This window comes from Streptomyces sp. NBC_00310 (assembly GCF_036208085.1).
Taxonomy (GTDB): domain Bacteria; phylum Actinomycetota; class Actinomycetes; order Streptomycetales; family Streptomycetaceae; genus Streptomyces.
Genome location: NZ_CP130714.1, coordinates 297,972 through 321,154, shown reverse-complemented (window position 1 = coordinate 321,154; position 23,183 = coordinate 297,972). Strand labels below are relative to the sequence as shown.

The following is a 23,183-nucleotide window of genomic DNA, read 5'->3' as shown; positions in this document are numbered from 1 at the left end:
CCTCTCGTTTCAGTGGGTGAGGGTGGTGCGGTAGGCGGCCAGGGCCGCCTCCAGCGGCGGTTCCCGCACGCCGTGCCGGGCATCGAGCGCCGTACAGGAGTCGCGGGTGAACAGGCCGGGGTTGTCGGTCAGCAGCCGCCGGAAGTCCGGCGTGCCGTCGCGCCCGGAGGCGGGCAGCATGGTCAGCACGGCGGCCAGCACGGCCGCGGCGGAACCCTCGTCCTCGTCGGCGGCGGCCCGCAGCGCCGCCATGAACTCCGCGGGCGGCACGGTCCGTTCGCCCCGCGCGAGACCGATCGCGGCGAAGTCCACACCGCCGTCCCGGAACACATGGTGGACGGCACCCTCGGCGGGTTCCGCGAGCCCGGCCACCAGCCGCGCGGCCGTCTCGTCCACGGGCGTGTAGTCCGACCGCATGGGCACGTCGGGCCGCAGACCCAGCCTGAGGAACGCCGACAGCAGCAGATGCGTCAGCGCCTTCGGATTCGGTACGCCGTTGTCGGCGGCCGGCATGATCTCGCCGAGCCGGTAGAGGGTCACCGGCGCGCCGAGCCGCCCGGCCGCGAGCACCAGTCGCTCCGCGACCCACTTCGAGCGGCTGTAGCCGCTCGTCGGCGGGACCGCCTCCGTGGGATCGAAGTCCTCGCCGAGGCGGCCCCCCGCGCGGGCCGCCTGCCGGTCGAGTACACCGAGGGTCGAGACGTGGTGCAGCGCCTTGGCCCGCCCGGACAGCGCGAACCGCAGCACCTCGACCGTGCCGGCGACATTGGCCGGGCGGTGGGCCCGGTAGTCGAGCAGGAAGTTGACGAGCGCCCCGATGTGCAGGACGGCGTCGCACCGGTCGGCGTACGACTCCCAGACCTCCCGCGTCCAGCCGAACCGGGCCCGGGCGAGGTCGCCGCGCCGGGCGTCGAGCCGTCCGGCCATTGTCTCGTCCCACAGGCCCTGCGCGCGCAGGGCTTCGACGAGCCGAAGTCCGGCGTGCGCGTCGTCGCGGGCCCGCACCACACACACCACCCGCGCCCCGGTGGCCGTCAGCAGTCGGTGTACGGCCCTGGCTCCCACGAAGCCGGTGGCCCCGGTGACCAGCACGGTGCGGGGTGGCACGGCCGGGCGGCTGCCCGTTGCCCGGCGGGCCGACGCGGCCAGCTCCTCCGGCAGTTCGGCGTCGCGCTCCATCAGGGCGGCGTCGTCGGCGGTGGAGGTGTCCGGGGTCCGGTCGTCCGGGACGGCGGCGGCGAGCGCCAGCGGTGTGCGGTGCGCGTAGAGGTCGGAGATGCCGACGCGCAGGCCGAGCGTCTCCCGGATGCGCAGGGCGGCGGTCAGCGCGGTGAGGGAGTCCCCGCCGTGGTCGAGGAAGTCGTCCCGGACGCCGAAGCCGGGCAGGCCGAGCACGGCGCCCATGACCCCGGCGACCCGCTCGGCGCGGGTGGGCCCGGCCGTGCCGCCGGGGTCGGAACCGGGGCCGGTACCCGCGCCGGACTCCAGCTTCTCCTCCACGATCGTGCGCAGCGCCCGCAGGTCGACCTTGCCGTTGTCGGTGAGCGGCAGTGCCTGCAGCACGAAACAGTGTTGCGGCACCTGGATACGCGGCAGCACGGACGCAAGATGCCCGCGGAGCGTCGCCGGGGTCGTGCCCTCCTCGGACGCCGCGGCCACGACCAGCCGGGTGCGGCCGGACCGCCGCAGGGTCAGCGCCTTGGCCTGGATGACGCCGGGACAGGCCTCGGCGGTCGTCTCGATCTCGCGGAGTTCGATCCGTACGCCGTCGACCTGGGCCTGCCGGTCCCGGCGCCCGGCGAAGCGCAGGAGCCCCGCGTCGTCGAACCATCCGAGGTCACCGGTGCGGTACAACCGCTCGCCGGGGACGCCGGGGGAGGTGTTGGGGACGAACGCCTCGGCGGTGCGGTCCGGATCGCCGAGGTATCCGGAGCCCAGGCAGGCGCCCCCGATGAGGATCTCCCCGATGCCGTCGGCGTTCGCCCCGTCGATGACGGCGTAACAGTTGTCGATGGGCCGCCCGAGCGGGATGTGGTCGCCCTCGGTGCCGTCGACGCGGTGGAAGACCATGCCGATGCTCGCCTCGGACGGCCCGTACCCGTTGGTGATGCCGAGCCCCGGCACCAGTTCCCTCAGCCGGTGCACGGCGTGCGGGATGATCTCCTCGCCGCCGACGACCAGATGGCGCAGCGAGGCGATCTCGGCGACATGTGCCGGCTCGGCCTCCAGCAGGGCCACCAGCATGCCGAGGATCGCCGGCACGAAGTCGGTGACGGTCACCCCGTACCGGGCGATGGTGTCCACGGTCCGTTCGAGATCGAGGAACTCGCCCTGCTCGGGGATGATCGTGCGGCCGCCCGTCGTCAAGGGCCACAGCAGTTGCCAGATCGCGGAGTCGAAGGTGTGGCGGCTGTTCTGCAGCACCACTTCGTCGCCGGTGGCGCCGAAGTGGCGGGACATGAAACGGAACCGGTTGGTCAGTCCGCCGTGCAGGTTGACGGCGCACTTCGGGACGCCGGTGGTGCCGGAGGTGAAGACGCCGTACACCGGACGCCCGGCGGCGGGCCGTGGCCCGGGGCGTTCGGTGCGTGGGGTGATGGTCCGGTGGGAGACGACACGGGACGGCCGGTCCGTGCGGACGACGGGCCCGGTGGTCAGTGACAGCGGGGGATCGAGTACCTTCAGGACGGTGCGCAGCCGCTCCTCCGGCCAGGCCGGGTCGCAGGGGACGAACACCGCGCCCAGTTTCATCAGGGCGACCATGCACAGCGGGAGTTCCACACTGTTGCCGATCAGGAGCGGGACGAAGTCGCCGTCACGCACACCGGCCGACGTCAGCTCCGCGGCGAGCCCGTTGGCGAGCGCGTCGAACTCCGCGTAGGTCAGGGTCGTCTCGGTCTCGCCCCGGTGGACGAGGGCAGTACGGCCTGGGGTGCGGTCGGCCTGCTCCTCGATGAGGGCCGCCACCGGACGGTACGGTCCGTGGTCGACCTCCGCGCCGGCGACCTGCCAGTTCGCTTCCGACATATCCTCCGAGCTCTCTGCTGATGCTGATGTGGGATGGGGGCGCCAGAGAGGTGGCTGTCACGACCGGCCGGTGCGGGCAGGGGTGACGCCCGCGACGGCCGTGGTGAGCCCGGGTGGTGGCTCGTGCCCCGCGATGAGCGCGGCGAGCAGCGCGCCCGCCGCGGGGGCTGTCTGGATCCCGTAGCCGCCGAGTCCGGCGAGCCAGCAGAAGCCGGGCGCGTCCGGGTCGGGGCCGATGACGGGGGTGTCGTCGGGCGTCGAGGTGCGCAGCCCGGCCCAGGCCCGGCGGACGTGCCGCACCGGCAGCGCCACCACCGCCCGGAACCGTTCGAGGGCCAGCGCCACGTCGTGGTCGTCGGGCCGTACGTCACCGGGCGGGACGGGCGTGGCATCGGCGGGCGAGATCAGCAGCCCGCCGGACTCCGGGCGGGCGTAGAACGTGTCCGCCACGTCGGCGATCATCGGCCAGCCCGCGACGCCGGCCGCCGTACCGCCGGGCGGGCCCTCGGCTCCCGGGCGACGCGGGTGGGGCGGCCCCGGGTGGCCGCGGCCCAGCTCGTCGCCGGAGCGGTCCGCCGGTGCCCGGTAGGCCGACGCCCGGTCCTCCGGGACGGAGGCGAGCGCTGCCGTGCGCCGGTACGACACCAGGCCCTGGACGGCGACACCGGCCGACACCGCCACCTGATCGGCCCAGGCACCCGCCGCGTCGACCACGACCGGCGCGGAGAACTCCCCGGCCGCCGTGGCGGCGTGCCACCGCCCTCGGCGGAAGGTCAGGCCGTGCACCCGTGCGCCGGTCACGACGGTCCCGCCCGCTGCCTTGAGACCACGCAGGAAACCCTGGAGAACGGCGTCCGTGTCGATGTCGCGGGCGCCCGGCTTGTACAGCGCGCGGTCGAAGGAATCGGGCCGCAGCGCCGGGCACAGGGCGAGCGCCTGGTCGCGGTCCAGCTCGACCACCGGCCGCGGAGCGGTCGCGCCCGAGGCCTTCGCGGCGTCGAACTCCCGCCCGGTGTCCGGGGTCCCGAGGGCGAGGACACCACGCGGCCGCAGCAGTGCGGTGACGGGCGAGAACCCCGCCGGAGGTCTCTCGTAGAAGGCGCGGGACGCCACGGTCAACTCCCGTACGACGGTGGTCCCGTAGTACTCGGAGAAGAGCGCCGCCGACCGCCCCGTCGCGTGCGTGCCCGGAGCCCGCTCGGCCTCCAGCAGCGTCACCCGGCCGCCGGAGCGGCCCAGGAAGTACCCGGCCGCGGCGCCCGCGATGCCTCCCCCGACGACCAGGACGTCCGACAAGCCGCTCACCGGCCCTTCCTGGGCAGGGTGGCGGCCGCCACGCACAGCGCCAGCAGGGTGACACCGGCCGCCACGGCGAACCCCCGGGCCACCCCCGTGGACAGTCCGGCCCCGGCCCCGGACGACCACGCCACCGCGCCGAGCACCGCCAGTCCGGTCGCGCCGCCGATCTGCCGGGCCATGTTGACCAGTCCGGAAGCCGCGCCCGAGTCCTCGTCTGCGACCCTGGAGAGGGCGGCCAGAGTCAGCGGCACCCCGGTGACGCCCAGACCCGCGTACGTCAGCACGGTCGGCACCAGCATCCCGGTGGCGTAACCGTCCGACTCGCCGATCCTCGCCAGCCACAGGATCCCGGTGGTGGCCACCAGTAGACCGCCGCAGACCAGCGCGCGGGTGCCGAACAGTGCGAGGAGCGGGGAGCCGGCCTTGGCCCCGATGACGAGCAGGCAGGTCAGTGGGAGGTAGACGAGCGCGGTACGCAGCGGACTGTAGTCCCAGACCTGCTGCAGGAAGAGGGTGAGGAAGAAGAAGATGCCGAACACGGCTGTGCTGATGAGCGCCGTCACGGCGTAGGTGCCCAAGCGGGTGCGGTCGACGAACAGCCGTAACGGCACCAGCGGTTGGGCGCTGCGCCGCTCGATCAGCACGAACACGGGCAGCAGCACGGCCGCCGTGCCCAGTGCGCCCAGGACCGGGGCCGAGGACCAGTTGCCGCCCCCCGAGGCGCCGTCGATCAGCCCGAAGCACAGCAGGAGTGCGGCGAGGGTGCCGGTGACCGCGCCCAGGACGTCGAACGCGCCACGTGCGCGGGGTGTTTCGCGCAGCACCCCGGCGCCGACGGCGAGAATCGCCACGCCGAGCGGGACGTTGACGAACATCACCCAGCGCCAGGACAGATACACCGTGATCAACCCGCCGGCCAGCAGCCCCACGCCGCCGCCGGCCGTGGCCACGGCCGTGTACCAGCCCACGGCCCGGTTGCGCCCCGGCCCCTCCGGAAAGGTCACCGCGATCAGCGACAGCGCGGCGGGCGAGGCCGCCGCGGCGCCCACCCCCTGCGCCGTACGGCACACGGTCAGCAGCCACGCCTCGGTGGCGAACCCGCCGAGCAGCGAGGCGACGGTGAAGACCGCCACGCCGGTCATGAACAGACGCCGCCTGCCGAGGATGTCACCCGCCCGGCCGCCCAGCATCAACAGCCCGCCGAAGGCGATCGAGTACGAGGCCACGACCCACTCCAGGGCGGAGCCGTCCAGACGCAGCGACTCCTGGATGTCGGGCAGCGCCACATTGACGATGGTCGCGTCCAGCAGGAACATCAGCTGCGCCGAGGAGATCACCGCGAGCGCGACCGACCGCCGCCGGCTGCCGTTGTCGTCCTCGGGGGACTCCGAGGTGTCGGCGGCGGTGCGCGCGGACGCCGTCATCGGCGGGCGGCGTATTCGATCTCGAGACGATCGCGCAGGGGGTGCCGCAGCACCTTGCCCAGCGAGTTCTTGGGCAGCTCCCAGACGAACTGGACCCGGTCGGGCCAGAGCACCTTCGCCATCCGCTCGTCCGCGAGATGGCCGTGCAGCGTCTCCAGGGTGGGCGGCTCGCCCTCCGGCACGATGACGGCGCAGACCAACTCGCCGCCCGGGATCCGCGGGTCGGGGTAGCCGACGAGCGCGACCTCCTTGACGGCCGGATGCCGGGTCAGCACGGACTCGACCTCCAGGGTGGAGACCTTCTGGCCGCTGCCCCGGGTGATCTGGTCGACGCTGCGGCCGACGATACGGATGCCGCCCCGGCCGTCGTCACGGGCCAGGTCGCTGGTGTCGAACCAGCCGTCCTCGTCGAGACAGGCCTCGTAGACCTCGCGCCGGCCCAGATACCCCAGGCACTGCGAAGCCCCGCGCACCAGCAGCCGCCCGGCGTCGCCGCCCTCCTCGACGGCGATCCGCAGCTCCATCCAGGGCTCCGCGCGGCCGTCGCTGCGGCCTGCCCAGCCCTCCGGGTCGTCGTCCCGGGTCACCGTGACGGCCCCGTTCTCGGTCATGCCCCACAGGGCGCGCACGGGGATGTCGAAGACCTCGCGCACCTGGGCGATCAACTGCGGCTGGATGGGGGCGGATCCGGACACGATCTGCGCCACGCTCGCGGTGTCGCGCGGCTCCTTGCGCTGGGCGGCCAGCAGGTCGACGAGGTACGCGGGAGAGGCGTAGGCCCAGGTGACACGGTGGGCGGCGATGAGATCGAGAAGCAGTTCCATGTCCCGGTTGGCCTCCTGCATCACACAGGTGGCGTGCAGGAGCAGCGGCATGTAGCAGGCGTAGGTCAGCCCGGCCATGTGTGTGGCGAAGTTGGGGATGGAGATGACGTCGTCCCCGGTGAGCCGGTGGGGCTCGCAGACCGCGAGCACCGCCGCGTGCAGGGTGTTCTGGCTGTGCACGACACCCTTCATCCGGCCGGTGGTGCCGGAGGTGTAGAGCAGCAGCGCCGGGTCGTCGGGGCCCGACTGCTGTGCTGTCGGGAGGTCGTGCCGCTGCTCCCACGGCATCCGGACGAAGAACTCGTCGAAGTCGACCGCGCCGGTGGCGGCGGCGTCGCCCACCACGACCCGATGGGCGAGGGACGCGGGGGCCGCCTCGGCCAGCCGGGCGCCGTAGTCGATGTCGTCGAAGCGGTCGACCGTGACGCAGATCCGCGCGGCGCTCTCCTCCAGCACCTGGGCCAGTTCACGCACGTCCAGCGCGGGGATCACCGGGCAGGCGATGGCTCCCACCCGGTGGCAGGCCAGGTACAGGGGTGTCAGGACCCAGCGGTTCGGCAGGTAGAAGGCGACCACGTCGTCGCGTACGACGCCGAGTTCGGTGAGCGCGGCGGCGAACCGCTCGACCAGGTCGGCCAGTTCGGCGTAGCTCACCACCCTGGCGAGTTCCCGGCCCTCGTAGGCGATGACGGCGGGATGGTCCGCTTTGGTACGGGCCGCTTCGGCCAAGTCGGCCAGAAACGTTTCCTCCCGCCACCAGCCGGCTGCCCGGTATTTCGCGGCCGTCTCGGGTTCCGGAATAACCAACGTGTCCCATTTACCCACTGAAGCGCCCCCGCTCTCCGTACTTCGAGTCTTCGTACTTCGAGATTGATACGTGAGCACGAATCCGGTGGCCGAGCCTAGAGGATGACCGAAGGCCGCGGTAGGCGGAACGGGGAAATCCGATTCTGTTTATCAAACACACAGCGCCCTCACCCTTCGTTCAAAAGCGTGCAGTGTCCACGATTGCGGCGATCCGCGTCCCGTGCGCTTTAGCGATAAAGCACTTGACAGGCGGAGGCGGAGAGCGTGAGGCTGCCACGGCGTCCGCTCTGTCTACGGCAATGCGCGAGAGCACTGGAGGCACGGTGAAGATAGGCCTGCTCGGCTGGGACTATTCGGGAATCGATCCCGATGGCATAAGCCTGGTGGAGTACGGTCGGGAGCGCGGGCATGAAATGTCGTTCTTCACGCTCGAGGAGATCGCCTATCGCCCCGGCCCGTCCGGCGTGGCGCTCACCCTGGGCGGGGAGCCCGCGGAGGCCTTCGACGCCGTCATCAACCGCTCCAAGCTGTACGGCGACGACTGGCAGGACCGCGTCGAGCGGCTGACCATGCTCAGCGACGTGCCCGGCCTGCGGCTCTTCGACCCGGCGGACGTCTGGGTGACGGGATACAGCAAGTTTCTGATGGCCCAGCGGCTGGCCGCCGCCGGACTGCCCGTGCCGCCCATCCGCTCGGCGACCTCGCTCGCGGATGTCGAGGAGGCCTGCCAGGAGTGGGGCGAGGTCATCCTCAAGCCCTCCTTCGGCTATCGCGGCACCGACGTGGAACGCGTCGCCGACTTCGCCGCCGACAAGGCCGTCGCCGAGGACCTGCTGTCGCGCTACCCGACCCTGGTGTGCCAGCGCTTCTATCCGACGGCGGGCGGCGAGTACCGGATCACGGTCGCCGGGGAGGCCACCCCGATCAACATGCTCAAGCTCCCGGCGCCGGGCTCCTGGCGCTGCAAGACCATGGAGGGCGCGACCTTCGAACGGTTCGAGGCCCCCGACGAACTGGTCGAACTGTCGCTGCGCGCCACCCGGGCCATGGGCATCACCCTGGCCGGCCTGGACATCCTCCCCGCCCCGGACGGCTATGTGATCCTCGAAGTGAACCCGGTCCCCGGCTACCTCTCGATGCTGGGCAGAGAGCAGCACCGCGAGGTGCTCGGCGGTGTCTTCGACTGGGTCGAGGCGAAGACGTCCGCCTAGGCCCTGCCCCGTCCCGCCACCAGCTCAGTACTCGCCAGGACCCCAGGAGAGCCATGCGCTACATGACCTTCGGCCGGAACACCGGGCTGCGTGTGTCGGAGTTCGCCCTCGGTACGGCCAACTTCGGCGCGGGCGTCGGGGCACATCCCGAGGCCGCCGGACTCATGTGGGCCAGACGAGGCGACGGCGCCGGACGCGAGGACGCCCGCAAGGTCTTCGACCGGTTCGCCGAGGCGGGCGGCACCTTCATCGACACCGCCGACTGCTATCAGTTCGGCGAGTCGGAGAAGCTGCTCGGAGAGTTCCTCGCCGCCGACCGCGACCACTTCGTCCTGTCGTCGAAGTTCACCAACAGCGACTCCGTCCGCCCGGGCATCTCCGACACCGGCAACAGCCGCAAGAACATGATCCGTTCCGTCGAGTCCAGCCTGAAACGCCTGAGGACCGACCACATCGATCTGTACTGGGCGCACTTCCCCGACACGCTCACCCCCGCCGAGGAGATCCTGACCGCCGTCGACCAGCTCGTACGCGGCGGCAAGATCCTCTACGCCGGTCTCTCCAACTTCCCCGCCTGGCGCGTCTCCCGGGCCGTGACCATCGCGGAACTGCGCGGCTGGGCCCCCGTCATCGGCATCCAGACGGAGTACAACCTGGTCAACCGCACCGGCGAGCGCGAACTGCTGCCCATGGCGGAGGCGCTCGGCCTCGGCGCGGCCCTGTGGTCACCGCTGGGCGGCGGACTCCTCACCGGCAAGTACCGGCGTACGGCGGCCGGCTGGGTCAGCGACGAGAACCGCCGCCACCCCCGCAACGACACCGACCGGATCGAGGCGGTCGTCAACACCGTCCTCGCCGTGGCCGAGGAGACCGGACTCTCGGCCCCCCAGGTTGCGCTCGCCTGGCTGCGCGGCCGCGCGGCGGGCTCGACGACCGCGTTCGTACCGGTCATCGGCCCGCGCAGCGCCGACCAGCTCGAGGAGTACCTCACGTCCCTCACCGTCACGCTCACGGAAGAGCAACTGGCCCGTCTGGACGCGGTGAGCGCCGTAGAGCTGGGCAGCCCGCACGAGATCGGCCGTCTCGTACGGGACTCCCTGATCGGCGGGGACCCCGGCCGGGTGGTCGCTCCGGTCGTGCCCGTGGCCTGAGCCGCCGGGTTCGGACCGTGGGTCCGGTCCGAGGGGTCCGGCTTGTGGGTGCGGACCGCGTGGGCCCGTTCCGGGGATCGGCTTGTGGGTCCGGGAGTGGGAGTCGGTCCGGGAGTTCAGTCCGTCCACTCCGGGTGATGGTGGACGGGCGTCGGCTCCAGGAACGGCGCGGTGTAGAGCTGTGCCTCCGCCGCCTCCATCGGTTTCTCGCTGATCAGATGCGCGGCCAGCCGCCGCCCGGCGTACCCGAGGATGAGCGTCGGATCGCTGAGGGCCTTCAGACGCAGGACGAGATCGGCCTCGTCGGAGGCCTGGGGATCGGCGCACTCGTGGGAGGGCACCGCGCGGAACCCCAGCCCGGTCTTGAAACGGAGCAGCCCCGGCTGGGTCAGATGGCCCATCAGATTCGGCTCGTTTCCCAGCGTCGCCCGCGCATACCCCCTGGCCCGGGCCGCCCGCAGCACGGAGAAGTAGATGACGCGGGGAAGACTGGACCGCCGGTACGCCGCGCTCACCGCGGAGAACCGGAGCACCAGCGTGTTCACCGCCGGGCATTCGAGCGCGAGACAGCCGCCGACCAGCTCCTCCCCGTCGTACGCGAAGACCCCGAAGAACTTCCGCGGCCCGTGCAGGATGGCGTCCCGGTGGTCGAGCGCGAACGGGACGCCGTACCGCATGTCGGCCACCCGTTCCTGGTAGAGCGCTAGGAACCGGTCGAGCGTGTCCGGTGTCACCGGGTCCTCGACCGTCTCGCGCACGCCGGCCGCGGCTGCCTGGCGCCGGGCCCGCCGGACGGTCTGGCGCGCCGAGCGGTCGAGGCCGGCCAGGAACCCGTCCTCGTCCGCGCCGAGCTCCGCCACCCAGGTGAGGAGGGACGGCTTGCGGACGAACCCCCGGCGCGCGAGTTCGTCCCAGGTGTCGGCCGGGGGGTTGGGCAGTCGGACGACGTCGATGTACTGATCGGACCTGGTCCAGGGTTCCCCGGCCAGCTCCGAGGGCTCGATCAGGGCGAGCGCCAGGCCGTAGCGGTCCACGATCTCCATGGGCCGGGCAGGTCAGGCACGCGCGGCCACGGAGTCCGCGACCCCGGGAGAGCCGACGGACTCGGGCGGGACGTCGGTGAGACAGCCGGCGAAACACGCCAGAGCGCGGGACCAGTTGGCGGAGTACTCCCTGGCCAGGACGAGGAACTCGGCCGCCTGCGCCGGGTCCGTGACCACCCAGGTCATGCCGGTCTCGTCGTCGCTGACCTGCGCCGCGTGCACGGTCTCCGCCTTGATGTGGGAGTCGATCCAGGCGAACTGGTCGTTGTCGGCGAAGACCCGCTCCCCGTCCACCGAGACCTTCGCGTAGAGCCGACGGAAGGCCACGGCGATGTCCAGCGCGATGGTCTCCACCACCCGGAGCTGGATCGCCGCCCCGAGCGGGGAGCTCGCGAGCCGGTCCATGTTCGCCAGGAGCTCGCCGATGCCCTCGGGCAGCTTCGCCGCCTTCCGCAGCTCGTCCTCGCCCAGCCGTGCCGCCAGCGGGGCGACGATGGTGTCGTCCCACCACACGTAGTGGATGCCGGCCGGACCGCGCGGCGCGACGGCCCGGAACTCCGGGGCAGCGTTGTCGAGGTCGTCGCCGATCACCCGGTAGACCGTCTGGAAGGCGCCGAGGACGTCGTGCGTCGGCGCGTCCTGCGCCGAGAAGGCCCGGGCCATCTCGCCCATTCCGGCGATGGTGCTGAACATGAAGCTCTTGGTCATCGCCCGCCACCACACGCCTATGGTGAGCGCGGCCTGTGGGGAGACGGACACGGCGGTGCGTGCGGTGCCGAAGAACTCGTTGTCCGCCCGCCGCAGTCCCGCCCGGTCGATTTCCTGGTCCACCCGCTCGTCGAGTTCGGTCCGGTCGGAGAGGGAGAACTCGGTTGCAGCAGTCACGATCACTCCAGAGAAGTGTGAGTATGACGAGGTTCGCTGAATCGGCCGATACGTGGCCGGGGTCAGACGCCGAGTCGTTCTTTCACATCGGCGAAGAACGGGATGTAGCGGTAGTCGCGGGCCACGGGATCGTAGTCCGTGTACCGGTTGGTGAATTCCAGCAGCCGCTGACGGACGGCGGCGACCGGCTCCTCGTGGATCCTGCGCTCGATGTCCTGGATCGCGCCGAGGAACCGTGCCAGGACCACCGGGAGGTCCGGGCTCAGCCCGATCGTGCCGCCGGTCACCCGGATCCCGTCGTGCTCGCTCAGGTACCCGAAGAGCAGCTGGGAGGCGACGGCGTCGTAGTTGGGCCGCGGGATGCCCTCGACGGCGTAGCGCAGCAGCCGCTCGGCGAGGATGTACTCGTACGCGGTCCGCGCCTGCTCACGCGGGAGCTTGTGGTCGTTGAGCAGGACCAGCATCGCGGAGACGTCCACGCGCAGTTCTTCGAGTCCCGCCAGGGGTTTGTACTTCTTCGCCGACAGGAATTCGGGGATCGGCATGTCGCCCTGCCGGTGGTGGTATTCGTGCAGTCTCACCCACCAGGAAGAGGCCTGCTCCACCTGCTTGTCCGTCGCTCCCTGAAGGAGCGGGAAGCTTCCCTCGGCCATCACCGCGTCGATCATCTTCCGGGTGATCCGGTTGTGCCGTTCGACGAACTTGTCGATGAAATAGAAGATGAGGTCGTCCGGATCCTGGATCCCGTCGAAGTGGTTCTCCGGGAACAGGGCCACCACCACCCGCGACCGGAAGCCGTCGGACTGCCCTGTGACAGTGACCGGAGCGGTGTTGCTGTAGTACCGCTCGGCGAGGTGCGGGTCGGAGGGAAGGACCTCGTAGGTGAGGTAGTCGAGCGACAGGGACGGAAAGTACGAGGCGTCGAACAACGAGAAGATGTGGTTGTCCCGACGGCTGTTGATGTGTTCCTTCGTGGCCCGGAGTCTGGATCCGGGAACGAAGGTGCCGAGGTCCTCCAGAAAGGCCTGGACTATCGGCTGTCGCCGTAAGTGAGTGGATCCTTCGAGCCGGCGGGCCAACTCCTTGAGGGTGTCCGCCTCGCGGAACGAGGAAGGCGGTCCGAGCTCTCCCCGTAATTCATTGACTTCCGCGAACACCGAGCCCATGTCGACGTCGATCAACAAATGCCCCCTCCCCGTTAACTCCGGAGCACGCTACCACGCCCGGATGTTCGAATCTTTGCGTTTCCGGCATTGCTACGGCCGTTCACTTCTGCCGTTCTCCGCAATTCAGCAGGAATCGGGGCGCGGTACGGAGAGGGCCTTATGCAGGACGGAGTAGGGCGGGTCGGCGATGAGGTAGAAGTGGTTGCCGGGGACGCTGACCTCCTGGACGGGAGCCGTGCTCAACGCGCTCCACGGGCGGCGGTCCGCGTCGTCGTCCCGGTCGCCGACGATGGTGGTGACCGGACAGCCGAGCAACGGTTCGGGCGCCATGGTGTAGTCGTGGAACATGCGGCCGTCGGCGATCAGATAGGGCAGGACCACCTCCTGGAAGATGGGGTCGGCCGCCATCTCCGCGTCGGTGCCGCCCATCCTGACCAGATCGTCGAGCAGCCGGTCGGGGTCCTCCTCGGCGACGAGGCCGGTGGGCAGCGGGGCGTCACGGGAGCCCGAGGCAAACAGGTGCTCGATGTGGATGCCCCGGCGCTGCAGCGCGCGCGCCGTCTCCAGAGCTATGGGAGCGCCCAGGCTGTGTCCGAAGAAGGCGAGCGGGAGATCAGCCAGCGGTTCGAGCGCTTCGGCGATGTCGGCGGCGAGCCGGACGAGATCGTGCGGAGGTTCCTCGTCGAGCCGTTCTGCGCGCCCAGGGTACTGGACGGCATGGACCTCCACCTCGGTGAGTGACTGGCCCCAGGAACGGTAGAAACCGGCCGACCCCCCGGCGTGCGGGAAGCACACCAGACGTATAGGGGCTTCGGGCCGGGCGGTGTCGCGCGTGAGCCAGCGCGAGGTGTGCGCGGTCACTGGCGGGCCCCCTTCCGCGCGCGCTGCTGGCGGAGCCGGGCCGTACGGGCCCGGCGGGCCGCCTCGGCGGAGGTGGACGGCGACGCGTCCTCCCCCTGCTCACGACTGGTCCGGATGAGCGTGACCTGTGCCGCCACGGTGGTTTCCTGGAACAGGGCGACGATCGACGGCCGCAGCCCGCAGTGCTGCTCCAGCGCGTCCTGCAGCTTGAACATGGCGAGCGAATGGCCGCCGAGATCGAAGAAGTTGACGTCCGGCGGCACCGTGGCCACGCCGAGCACCTCCGACCAGGCGGCGGTCACCTGGGTGGTGAGCGGTTCGTCGGGGAGGGGCGCGGCCGAGGGGCGGGTGGTGAGCGGTTCGTCGGAGAGGGGCGCGGCCGAGGGGCGGGGGGTGAGCGGTTCCGCGGCGAGCGTCCGCAGCAGCGCGCGGTCGAGTTTGCCGTTGAGGTTGCGCGGCAGTTCCGGCAGGACCCGCAGTTCGCCGGGCACCATCACGGAGGGCAGCTCCCGCGCGAGGGCGCGGCGCAGCGCGACCGGGTCCGCGCCCTCCCGTGAGGCGACGAAGCCGATCAGGCCCGATCCCCGTGCGTCGGGCAGGACGACCGCGTCCTGGACGCCTTCCAGCGGGCGCAGCGTCGACTCGACCGCACCGAGTTCCACGCGGTGGCCGCGGACCTTGACCTGGTCGTCCGCGCGGCCGATGAAGTCCAGCCCGTGGTTCGTGTTCCGGCGCACGATGTCACCGGTCCGGTACATGCGCGCGCCGGGCTCGCCGGCGAAGGGGTCGTCGAGGAAGACCGCCGCCGTGGCCTCGGGGCGGCCGAAGTATCCCCGTGTCACCCCGGCCCCGCCGATGAACAACTCGCCTTCCGTGCCCGGCGGTACGGGCTGGAGCCCGTCGTCGAGGACGTGGAGCAGCGTGCCCGGGACCGGGCCGCCGATGCTGACCGGTTCGGCGCCGGTGAAGCGGTGGAAGGTGGCCCACACGGTCGTCTCGGTCGGGCCGTACTCGTTGACCAGCTCCACCTCGGGGGAGTGGAGCGTGAAGTGTCGGTCGACCAGTGACCGCGGCAGGGCCTCGCCCGCCACGATCACCTGGCGCAGGGAGGCCAGTGGACCGGTACCGGCGCGTTCGGCGGCGTCGAGCAGCAGCCCGTAGAGAGTGGGCACGCACAGGACGCGGGTCACACGGTGACGGCTGACGAGGGAGACCAGCCGATCGGGGTCGCGCAGTTCGTCCGCGGACGCCACGACCAGGCAGCCGCCCGCCTGGAGCGTCCCCCAGATCCCGGCGACCGACGAGTCGAAGGCCAGCGGTGACACCAGGAGGAAGGTCGGGTTCCCCGGGTATAGCATGAGGCGGGCCCGGGTGGAGGCGGCGAGATTGCGGTGCTCGACGACGACGCCTTTGGGTTCGCCCGTACTGCCCGAGGTGTAGATGAGGTAGGCCGGGTCCGCCGGTCCGACGTTGGCGGCGAAGGAGCCGGAGGCCGTGGTGTCCGCTTCCTCGTCGGGGATGTCCGGGACCGTCACGACGGGCGTGTGGGAACCGGTCGCCCGATGTCGCGTGTGTGCCGTGGCCACGACGGCCTTCACCCGCGCGTCGTGGAGGATCGTGGCGACGCGGGCATCCGGCTGGGCCGGATCGATGGGCACATAGGCGGCGCCCGCGCCGAGGACGCCGAGCACGGTCGCGATCATCGCGGCGGAGGGCTCGGCGAGGACGGCGACCCGGTCCCCGACGCCCACGCCGGCGGAGGCGAGGCGGTGGGACAACCGCCGGGACCAGGAGACCAACTCGCTGTAGGTGACGGCGACGCCGCCGCAGCGTACGGCGACCGCCGCGGGACGGTCGGCGGCCAGGCGGGCCACCTCTTCGTGTGCGGGTACGAACGCGACTTCGGGCAGTGGTTCGCCGGTTGCTTTCATGTGTGGCAGGGCCGACAAGAGATGAACTCCCCTATGCAATAAGCGGAATTGGGTAATCCGTGTTGCGGGGCAGTCGAATTGTGTTCGCCTGCCCATGACGAGGATTCTGATTAGCGGTCGGTTTCGTCCCGGATTCGGTGGACCACCGCGATATGGCCGTTCAGCGTTCGCCGGGCCAGCATCTCGCGTACGGGGACACGCACGTCGAACTCGCTGTTGACCCTGCGAATGAGCCGGGTGATCAGCAGCGAGTCGCCGCCCTCGGCGAAGAAGTCGGCGTCCGCCGGGAAATCGTCACGGCCGAGCAGTTCCGCCCAGATCCGTGTCACTCCCTCCGCCGGGTCGACGGGGGCCGGGATCTCGGGTTCCGGGTCTTCGCCCGGTTGTTCCGGACGGGGCGCGGGAGCGGGCGAGTCCGGGGGAGGGGCCAGCGCTTCCGGGGCCACCGAGCGCGGCCCCGAGAAGGGATAGCCGGGCAGCCTGGTCCTGCGGCCGCCGCCGGTCAGCGCGTCCCGCGCGATCGGCTGCCCCAGGGTCCACAGGGCGCCGACGCCGGCGAGCGCGGTCGTACCCGGCGCGTCCCTGGCCCGGTCCAGGGCGACCGCGGGGAAACCGGCCGCCTCCGCCGCCGGTGAGAGGGGGCGCCCCGGACCGATCTCCACGGCCAGGGCGCCCGGCACGTGTTCGGCCAGCGAGTCCAGGGCGGCGCCGAACAGCACGGACTGCCGGACCTGCGTGACGAACATGTCGCGCGGGAGGCGGGTGCCGGGCACGACGACCCGTCCGGACACGTTGAGCGCGATCGGAAGGTTCGGCGGCCGGAGTTCGATCCGTGCCATCGCCCCGGTGAGCGCGGGCAGCGCGGGCTCGATCAGCCGGGAGTGGCCCGCGTGGGAGTAGCGCAGGCGCCGTACGAAGCAGGTGTCGCCGACGCGCCGCTGGTACGCGTCGACCTCCTCGGCAAGCCCGCCCAGCACGCAGGAGTCCGGGCCGTTGACCGCGGCCACGTCGAGGTCGAGACCCCACTCCTCGGCGAGGGCGAGGGCCTGCTTCACGTCCGCCCCGACGGCCAGCATCGCGCCCTCCGGGCAGTCCTGCATGGCCCGGCCGCGCTCCGCGATGAACGCGGCCGCGTCCTCCAGACGGAAGACCCCGGCGACCGTGGCCGCGGTGATCTCGCCGGAACTGTGTCCGCACACCGCGGCCGGCCGGACCCCCAGTTCCATGAGTGCGGCCGCCGCCGCGTGGCCGACGGCGAAGAGGGCCGGCTGCGCCAGTGCGGGCCGGTTCAGCTCGTCGGCGGGGAAGTCCGGGTCGAACAGCGCCTGCCGGATCCGGTCCGCCGACGGGGCGGCGAAGGCCGCGAGGCATCGGTCCAGCGCCCGGCGGAACCCGGGGAGGGCGATGAACGGCTCGGCCATGGCCGGGCGTTGGGTGCCTCCGCCGGGGAAGAGGAAGACCACGGGAGCGGGGCCCGTCACCGGCGCGGTGCCCCGGGACACCCCGGTCCGGCCGGCGAGGCGCTCGGCGACCTCGGCACTCGTCCGGCCGGTGACCGCGAGACGTTCGCCCAGGGCGGGGCGGCCGTTGACCAGAGTGCCGCAGACTTCGCCGAGATCCGGGTCGTGGGTCCTGAGGTGGGCGGCCAGGCCGTCGGCCACACGGTCGAGCGCCTCGGGGTCCGCCGCGGAGAGGAGCACCAGGCGTTCGCGGGGAGCCGGTGTCCCGGATGCGGGGGAGGAGACGGCCTGCTCGCGCGACGCCCCTGCCCCGGAGCCCAGCGGCTCGCGCGGCGGCGCCTGTTCGATCACGATGTGCGCGTTGGTGCCGCCGATACCGAAGGCGCTCACCCCGGCCCGCCGCGGACGTTCCCCGGTCCAGGGGACGGCCTCGGTGGGTATGTACAGGGGAGAGTCCTCGGTCTCCAGCAGGGGATTGCGCTCGGTGAACCCCACGAGGGGAGGGATCACACCGCTGCGCACCACGAGCAGGGCTCTGATCAGCGACGCGACGCCCGCGGCGGCGTCCAGGTGGCCGATGACGGCCTTCAGCGCGCCCACCGCGACACTGCCCGGCCGGGCTCCCGCCCCGCGCAGCGCGGTGCTTGCCGCCGTCCACTCGATCGGGTCCCCGATCCGGGTGCCCGTGCCGTGGGCCTCCAGATAGCCGATGGACCCGCCGTCGACGTCCGCCGCGCTCAACGCCGCGCCGATGACCCGTTCCTGCCCGGCGGAGGAGGGCGCGTAGTAACCGGCCTTCGTGTGCCCGTCGTTGTTGATCGCGCTGCCCAGGATGACGCCGTACGGCTCGGGGTCGTCCCCGGTGACGTCCGACAGGCGGCGCAGCACCACGGCACCCGCGCCGGACCCGGCGATCACCCCGTCCGCGTGCCGGTCGAACGGCCGGCACGCACCCGTCGCGGACAGGACGCCGCCCGGCTGGTGCAGATGGCCCGCCTGGGGGTAGCCGAAGCCGGCTCCCACCACGAGGGCCTGGTCGCAGTCGCCGCCGAGCAGTGCCTGGACCGCCAGGTGTACGGCCACGAGAGAGGAGGAGCAGGCCGTCTGCACGGCGAAGGCCGGTCCGGTCAGACCGAGTCTGTACGCCACACGGCTCGCCATGAAGTCCGGCTCGGTCCCGTGGATCACATCGTCCAGCAGGCCCGCGTCGAGGTCTCCGCCACGGACCATCGCGCGAAGGTAGCCGCTGCCCGTCATGGACGCGTAGACGCTGGTCACCTCCGTGCCGTCCCGGGGCGGAACCCCCGCGTCCTCCAGGGCGTTCCAGGCGACCTCCAGCATCCAGCGATGCTGAGGGTCCATCAGTTCGGCCTCGCGCCCCCGGATCTGGAAGAAGTCGTGGTCGAAGCGGTCCCAGTCGTCGAGATGGCCGCGTACGGGCACATAGTCCGGGTCGGCGGCCAACGCGGCGGGCACTCCGGCCGCGAGCAACTGCTCTCGCGTGTATCTCCTGCTGTGCACGCTCCCTTGGAGTTGGGAATCCCACCAGTCGTCGAGTCCACGGGGGCCCGGTAACCGCGCCGCGATGCCCGTGACCGCGATGTCCAGGGAACGATCCCGACTCGTCACAACGTCCCCCATCATGCCGTTGGAAATCGGATATTTCCATCTCATGCTGCGCTGATGCCGTGTCGCCCCGTGATCATATTCATGATGCAGTCATCCTCAACCCCTTTTTATGAAAAGGAGGCTGGCAGGAAACGATCAGACATGGCAACGTCGTACGCTCCTGATTGCGAAGGGAGTCGACGAGTTGCAGTCGAATGAATCACCGGGGGAAGGACTGCACGATGTCTTCGCCGCGCACGCGCGCGCCCAGCCGGGGCGCATAGCTCTCATTGCCGGTAACACCCGGGTGTCGTACGGTGAATTGGACGACCGCGCCGAGCGATTAGCCGGCCGACTCGCCGCCGCCGGTGTCGGACAGGGCCATCTCGTGCCGATCCTGATGCCGCGATCCGTCGACCTGGTCGCCACCGCGCTGGCCGTTCTCAAACTCGGCGCCGCGTACGCGCTGCTCGATCCGGACTGGCCGCCCACCCGCCTTGCCGCGGTGGTGGAACAGCTCCGGCCGCCCCTCGTCGTCGCCCGGCCGGGTACGGCGGTACAGCTGTCCGCGCCGCTGTGGACACCGGCCGAGGACGGCTCGGGGGAGCGCCCCGCCCGCGCCGCGGTGGCGGTACGGGGTTCCGACGCCTGCTGCGTGTTCTTCACCTCGGGCACCACGGGCCGGCCCAAGGGAGTGATCACCCCGCACCGGGCGACGGCACGACTCTTCCGGCCCGGCACCTTCGCGCGTTTCGACCGGGACACGGTCATCCCCCTCGCGGCCGCGCTGCCGTGGGACGCGTTCTCCCTCGAACTCTGGGCCGCGCTGTACAACGGCGGCACCTGCGTCCTGATCGGCGAGCCGTTCCTGACGGCCGAGGCCCTGCGCGCGCTGGTCGCCGACCACGGAGTGAACACGGCGTGGCTGACCAGCAGCCTGTTCAACCTGATCGTCGACGAGGACCTGGCGGCGATGAGCGGCCTGTCCCAGGTCGTCATCGGCGGTGAACGCCTGTCCGCGCGCCACGTCGCCCGCTTCCTCGACCGGTTCCCCGACACGGCTCTGATCAACGGTTACGGCCCGGTCGAGAGCACGGTGTTCACCACCACGCACCGCATCACCGCCGCGGACTGCGCCCGGCCCGGCGGCATCCCGCTGGGGCGGGCGGTACCCGGCACCTCCGTCTTCGTCCTCCGGGGCGAACGCCCCTGCGCGGCCGGGGAACCGGGGGAGATCTGCGTCGCGGGCGACGGCCTGGCCCACGGCTACCTCGGTGAACCGGCTCTCACCGCCGAGAAGTTCACGGACGCCGACATCGGCGGTGAGCGGGTCCGGCTGTACCGCACCGGCGACCTGGGTGTCCGGGACGAGAACGGGATCGTCGAGTTCCGCGGGCGGATCGACCGGCAGGTGAAGGTCCGGGGCAACCGCGTCGAACCCGTCGAGGTGGAGCGGCAGATCGTGCGCCTGGTCCCGTCCGTCGCCGACTGCCGGGTGGTCCCGCGCTGGAACGCACTCGGCGGCGCCTTCGAACTCGTGGCTTTTTGCGTGCCGCACCGCGCCGCCGGCGGCGCGCCTGCGGACGTTCCGGCGATCCTCGCCCGCCACCTGCCCGCCTACCAACGCCCCGTCGACGTCGCCTTCGTCGACTCCTTCCCCCTGACCGGCAGAGGCAAGCTGGACGACCGGGCGCTGCTGGCGAGCGTGCCCGAGGTGTCCGTCGAGCCGCCCGTCGGGGCGTCTTTCGAGTCGTCCGCCGAGTCGTCCGCCGAGCCGTCTGTCGGGGGCCACTACGGTCCCGTCGGCGACCCCCTTGTCCGACTGGTGGCCGAGACGTTCGCCGCCGTGCTGGGCAGACCGGCCGTACCGCCGCACCTGTCGTTCTTCGCGCTGGGAGGCTCCTCGCTGCAGGCCGCCCGTGCCTGCACGCGTATCGGGAAGCGGGCGGGGCGGCCGGTTCCGCTGTCGCGCCTGTACGAGCACGCGTCGGCCGAACACCTCGGCTCCTGGCTGCGGTCGGCGCGGGACACGGACGCCGCACCGCGGCCGGCCGGTGACGTCCCGCTGACCGCCATGGAGTCGGTCTTCCTCACCCGCCATCTGACGGCGCCGCAGGACCGGTCCCCGTACTGCCTGATGACATGGCACCTGGACGGCCCGCTCGACCAGGACCGCCTGGAGGCGGCCGTCGCCGCCGTGCACGAGCGGCACCAGACGCTGCGCACGGCCTTCCGGCCGGATCCCCGGCCCCACGCGGAGGTCACCGACATCTCCGCCCCGCCCCTGGAACTCCTGGACGCCCGGCCGACCGTGGACGAGGCGGTCCGCGCGCTGCGGCGGCTCTTCGAGGAGCCCCTCGAACCCCAGGACGCCGACCTGTGGCGCACCGCGCTGGTGCCGGTGACGGAGACGGGCGGCCGGTTGTTCGGGGTGCTGGTCCACCACATCGTCTTCGACGGCCGGTCGGAGTCCGTCCTGGCGCGAGACCTGTCCGACGCCTACGCCGGACGCGAGCCGGGATACGCCCCGCCCACCCTGGCCGAGCGCGCCCGGCTGACGGCGGCGGCCACCGCCGGGACGGACGCGGCGGGGAGGACGGCGCGGGTGACGGCGGAGTTCCAGGACGTGCCCGAGGTCCACTGGCCCGAACGGCCCGGCCCCGGGGAGACCGGGACGGGGCACCTCCACATGTCCGTTTCCGCGCCCGTCACGGCACACCTCGACGCACGGGGCGCGGCGCTCGGGGTGAGCCGGTTCGTGGTGCTCCTGTCGGCCTGGGCGGGCACGATGGCCGAGGTCTGCCGGCAGCGGGACTTCGCGGTGGGCGTGCCCGTCGCCGAGCGCACCGTCCTGGAGCTGGAGCAGGCCATCGGCTGTCGGATCAACATGGTGCCGGTGCGCCTTCGCGGCGCCGCCCTGCGCGGTGGCGAGGACGGCATCCGGGAGACCGGCGGACGGGTCCACCGGGCCTTCGGCCGCAGCGATGTCCCTTTCACGGCCGTCGCGCAGGGCGTCGCGACGACGACGCCCGGCCGGCCGCCGGTGTTCCAGTCCCTCTTCGCCCTCCAGGACAACGCTCCGCCCCGGCTCGACCTGCCCGGCGTCGTCTCCACGCATCTGCGCCGGCCGTACGCGGCCCTTCCCCTGGAACTGCACCTCGAAGTGTGGCCCGACGAGGACGGCGCCCTCGACGTGGTGCTCTCCTTCCGGTGTGACGCCGTCGCCGAGGCCACCGCGCCGAAGCTGCTCAACGGCTTCCATGACCGTCTTGCCCTGATCGCCGCGGGAGCCGCGCCATGACCGTCATCGCCTTCACCCCCGCCGACGTCGTCGACCCGGAGCTGCACGCCTCCGGCGAGGTGTACGGGCTGTGGCGCTGGATGCGACGGCACGCCCCGGTCCACTGGCACGAACCGGGCGACCTGCCGGGCTTCTGGTCGCTCACCCGGTACGAGGACATCCGGGACGTGTACCAGAACCCGGCCGTCTTCAGCTCGGCGCGGGGCGTCCTGCTGCGGCCGACGGAGCTGGGGGAGGACCCCGGCAGCGGTCTGACCATGGCCCTGACCGATCCGCCCCGGCACCGCGCCCTGCGGGGGCAGGTCGCCGACCGGTTCAGCGAACGGTGCGCCCGCTCCCTGGCGGACGAGATGCGCGCCGAGATCCGCTCGGTGGTGACCCGCGCCGTCGCCTCGGGGACCTGCGACGTGGTCCACGACATCGGAGCCCGGCTCTCCAGCCACAACATCGGCAGGCTGCTCGGTGTACCGCCCAAGGACCGCGAGCGGCTGCTGAGGTGGACCACGGAGGCGTTCGAGTCCGGCAGACCCCTCACCAGCCACCTCATGCTGATGCGCTACTTCATCGACCTGATGTACGCGCGGATGGAGGCGCCCGCGGACGACGCGATGGGCATGTTCGTCAACAACGAGGTGCAGGACGACCTGCTGACCGAGACCGAGATCCTGCTGGGGGTCGAGAACCTCGTCGGGGCGTCGGAGAACGCGGGCCTGTCGATGGCCTCGGGGATCCTCGCCCTCGCCGCGCATCCGCGGCAGTGGCAGCGGCTGGTGCGGGAGCGGGACGACGAACTCGTCAGGACCGCGGCGGAGGAGGTGCTGCGCTGGACGAGCAGCGCCACGCACAGCATGCGGACGGCCACCACGGACACCCGCATCCAGGGCCGGCGCATCGCCGCCGGGGACCGGGTCGTGCTGTGGATCCCCTCGGCCAACCGGGACGAGTCGGTGTTCCCGGAACCCGACCGGTTCGACCTCGGTCGGCAGCCCAACCGTCATCTGGCCCTGGGCACGGGCGAGCACGTCTGCATCGGGAGCACCATGGCCCGCCACCAGACGCGGATGCTCCTGGAGACACTCGCGGAGTCGGTCGCCGTCGTCGAACCGGCCGGAGACACGGAACCGCTGCGTTCGATCACGGTGAACGGCCCGGCGCACGCCACCGTGCGCCTCGTCGCCCGCTGAG

14 protein-coding genes are annotated in these 23,183 nt (G+C 71.8%); 4 read left to right on the top strand and 10 right to left on the bottom strand.

The features are described 5' to 3' along the window. Window positions 1-9: 9 nt before the first annotated feature. From OG202_RS01190 to OG202_RS01175, 4 genes are read right to left on the bottom strand one after another with little or no spacing between them, the layout of a single operon-like run. The gene (locus tag OG202_RS01190) at window positions 10-3,027 is read right to left on the bottom strand and encodes a non-ribosomal peptide synthetase (protein WP_328222157.1); all 3,018 of its coding nucleotides are present in this window, start codon (window positions 3,025-3,027) and stop codon (window positions 10-12) included. Between the two features lie 57 nt (window positions 3,028-3,084). Continuing rightward, window positions 3,085-4,332, bottom strand: coding sequence for an NAD(P)/FAD-dependent oxidoreductase (locus OG202_RS01185; RefSeq protein WP_327731905.1), 1,248 nt, complete (start codon window positions 4,330-4,332; stop codon window positions 3,085-3,087). Continuing rightward, the gene (locus OG202_RS01180) at window positions 4,329-5,750 is read right to left on the bottom strand and encodes an MFS transporter (protein WP_328222156.1); all 1,422 of its coding nucleotides are present in this window, start codon (window positions 5,748-5,750) and stop codon (window positions 4,329-4,331) included. The genes OG202_RS01185 and OG202_RS01180 overlap by 4 nt, the downstream gene beginning before the upstream one ends. Next, a complete protein-coding gene (locus OG202_RS01175) occupies window positions 5,747-7,381 on the bottom strand; it encodes an AMP-binding protein (protein ID WP_328222155.1) in 1,635 nt (544 codons plus the stop codon). The genes OG202_RS01180 and OG202_RS01175 overlap by 4 nt, the downstream gene beginning before the upstream one ends. Window positions 7,382-7,794: 413 nt before the next feature. On the opposite strand from OG202_RS01175, the gene OG202_RS01170 reads away from it, so the two are divergent. Next, on the top strand, window positions 7,795-8,592 hold the full coding sequence (locus OG202_RS01170) for an ATP-grasp domain-containing protein (RefSeq protein ID WP_326573347.1): 798 nt from the start codon (window positions 7,795-7,797) through the stop codon (window positions 8,590-8,592). A gap of 53 nt (window positions 8,593-8,645) precedes the next feature. Continuing rightward, entirely contained in the window at window positions 8,646-9,743 is a 1,098-nt protein-coding gene (locus tag OG202_RS01165) for an aldo/keto reductase (RefSeq protein WP_328222154.1), read from the top strand. 116 nt (window positions 9,744-9,859) lie between these two features. Here OG202_RS01165 and OG202_RS01160 read toward each other — a convergent pair whose 3' ends face one another. From OG202_RS01160 to OG202_RS01135, 6 genes are all read right to left on the bottom strand, one after another. Next, complete coding sequence (locus OG202_RS01160) at window positions 9,860-10,786, bottom strand: GNAT family N-acetyltransferase (RefSeq protein ID WP_327731910.1); 927 nt, start codon at window positions 10,784-10,786, stop codon at window positions 9,860-9,862. Between the two features lie 12 nt (window positions 10,787-10,798). Further along, the gene (locus tag OG202_RS01155) at window positions 10,799-11,671 is read right to left on the bottom strand and encodes a DUF6202 family protein (RefSeq protein ID WP_328222153.1); all 873 of its coding nucleotides are present in this window, start codon (window positions 11,669-11,671) and stop codon (window positions 10,799-10,801) included. Window positions 11,672-11,733: 62 nt separating this feature from the next. Further along, a complete protein-coding gene (locus OG202_RS01150) occupies window positions 11,734-12,852 on the bottom strand; it encodes a DUF6421 family protein (RefSeq protein WP_326573339.1) in 1,119 nt (372 codons plus the stop codon). A gap of 108 nt (window positions 12,853-12,960) precedes the next feature. Then, entirely contained in the window at window positions 12,961-13,698 is a 738-nt protein-coding gene (locus OG202_RS01145) for a thioesterase II family protein (protein ID WP_328222152.1), read from the bottom strand. Beyond that, a complete protein-coding gene (locus OG202_RS01140) occupies window positions 13,695-15,629 on the bottom strand; it encodes a non-ribosomal peptide synthetase (protein ID WP_328222151.1) in 1,935 nt (644 codons plus the stop codon). Before OG202_RS01140 ends, OG202_RS01145 begins: the two co-directional genes overlap by 4 nt. A gap of 110 nt (window positions 15,630-15,739) precedes the next feature. Further along, window positions 15,740-18,730 carry a type I polyketide synthase gene (locus tag OG202_RS01135; protein WP_328224637.1) on the bottom strand — a complete coding sequence of 997 codons (2,991 nt, stop codon included), beginning with the start codon at window positions 18,728-18,730 and terminating at the stop codon, window positions 15,740-15,742. 172 nt (window positions 18,731-18,902) lie between these two features. Here OG202_RS01135 and OG202_RS01130 point away from each other — a divergent pair, with 172 nt between their 5' ends. Together OG202_RS01130 and OG202_RS01125 are read left to right on the top strand one after the other, a co-directional pair. Continuing rightward, window positions 18,903-21,998, top strand: coding sequence for an amino acid adenylation domain-containing protein (locus OG202_RS01130; RefSeq protein ID WP_328222150.1), 3,096 nt, complete (start codon window positions 18,903-18,905; stop codon window positions 21,996-21,998). Continuing rightward, window positions 21,995-23,182 carry a cytochrome P450 gene (locus tag OG202_RS01125; RefSeq protein ID WP_326573331.1) on the top strand — a complete coding sequence of 396 codons (1,188 nt, stop codon included), beginning with the start codon at window positions 21,995-21,997 and terminating at the stop codon, window positions 23,180-23,182. The genes OG202_RS01130 and OG202_RS01125 overlap by 4 nt, the downstream gene beginning before the upstream one ends. Window position 23,183 lies beyond the last annotated feature (1 nt).

Coding starts and splice junctions, on each gene's coding strand:
- OG202_RS01190 (WP_328222157.1), bottom strand. CDS start 3,027: ATGTCGGAAGCGAACTGGCAGGTCGCCGGCGCGGAGGTCGACCACGGA.
- OG202_RS01180 (WP_328222156.1), bottom strand. CDS start 5,750: ATGACGGCGTCCGCGCGCACCGCCGCCGACACCTCGGAGTCCCCCGAG.
- OG202_RS01170 (WP_326573347.1), top strand. CDS start 7,795: ATGTCGTTCTTCACGCTCGAGGAGATCGCCTATCGCCCCGGCCCGTCC.
- OG202_RS01165 (WP_328222154.1), top strand. CDS start 8,646: ATGCGCTACATGACCTTCGGCCGGAACACCGGGCTGCGTGTGTCGGAG.
- OG202_RS01160 (WP_327731910.1), bottom strand. CDS start 10,786: ATGGAGATCGTGGACCGCTACGGCCTGGCGCTCGCCCTGATCGAGCCC.
- OG202_RS01140 (WP_328222151.1), bottom strand. CDS start 15,629: ATGAAAGCAACCGGCGAACCACTGCCCGAAGTCGCGTTCGTACCCGCA.
- OG202_RS01135 (WP_328224637.1), bottom strand. CDS start 18,730: ATGGGGGACGTTGTGACGAGTCGGGATCGTTCCCTGGACATCGCGGTC.
- OG202_RS01125 (WP_326573331.1), top strand. CDS start 21,995: ATGACCGTCATCGCCTTCACCCCCGCCGACGTCGTCGACCCGGAGCTG.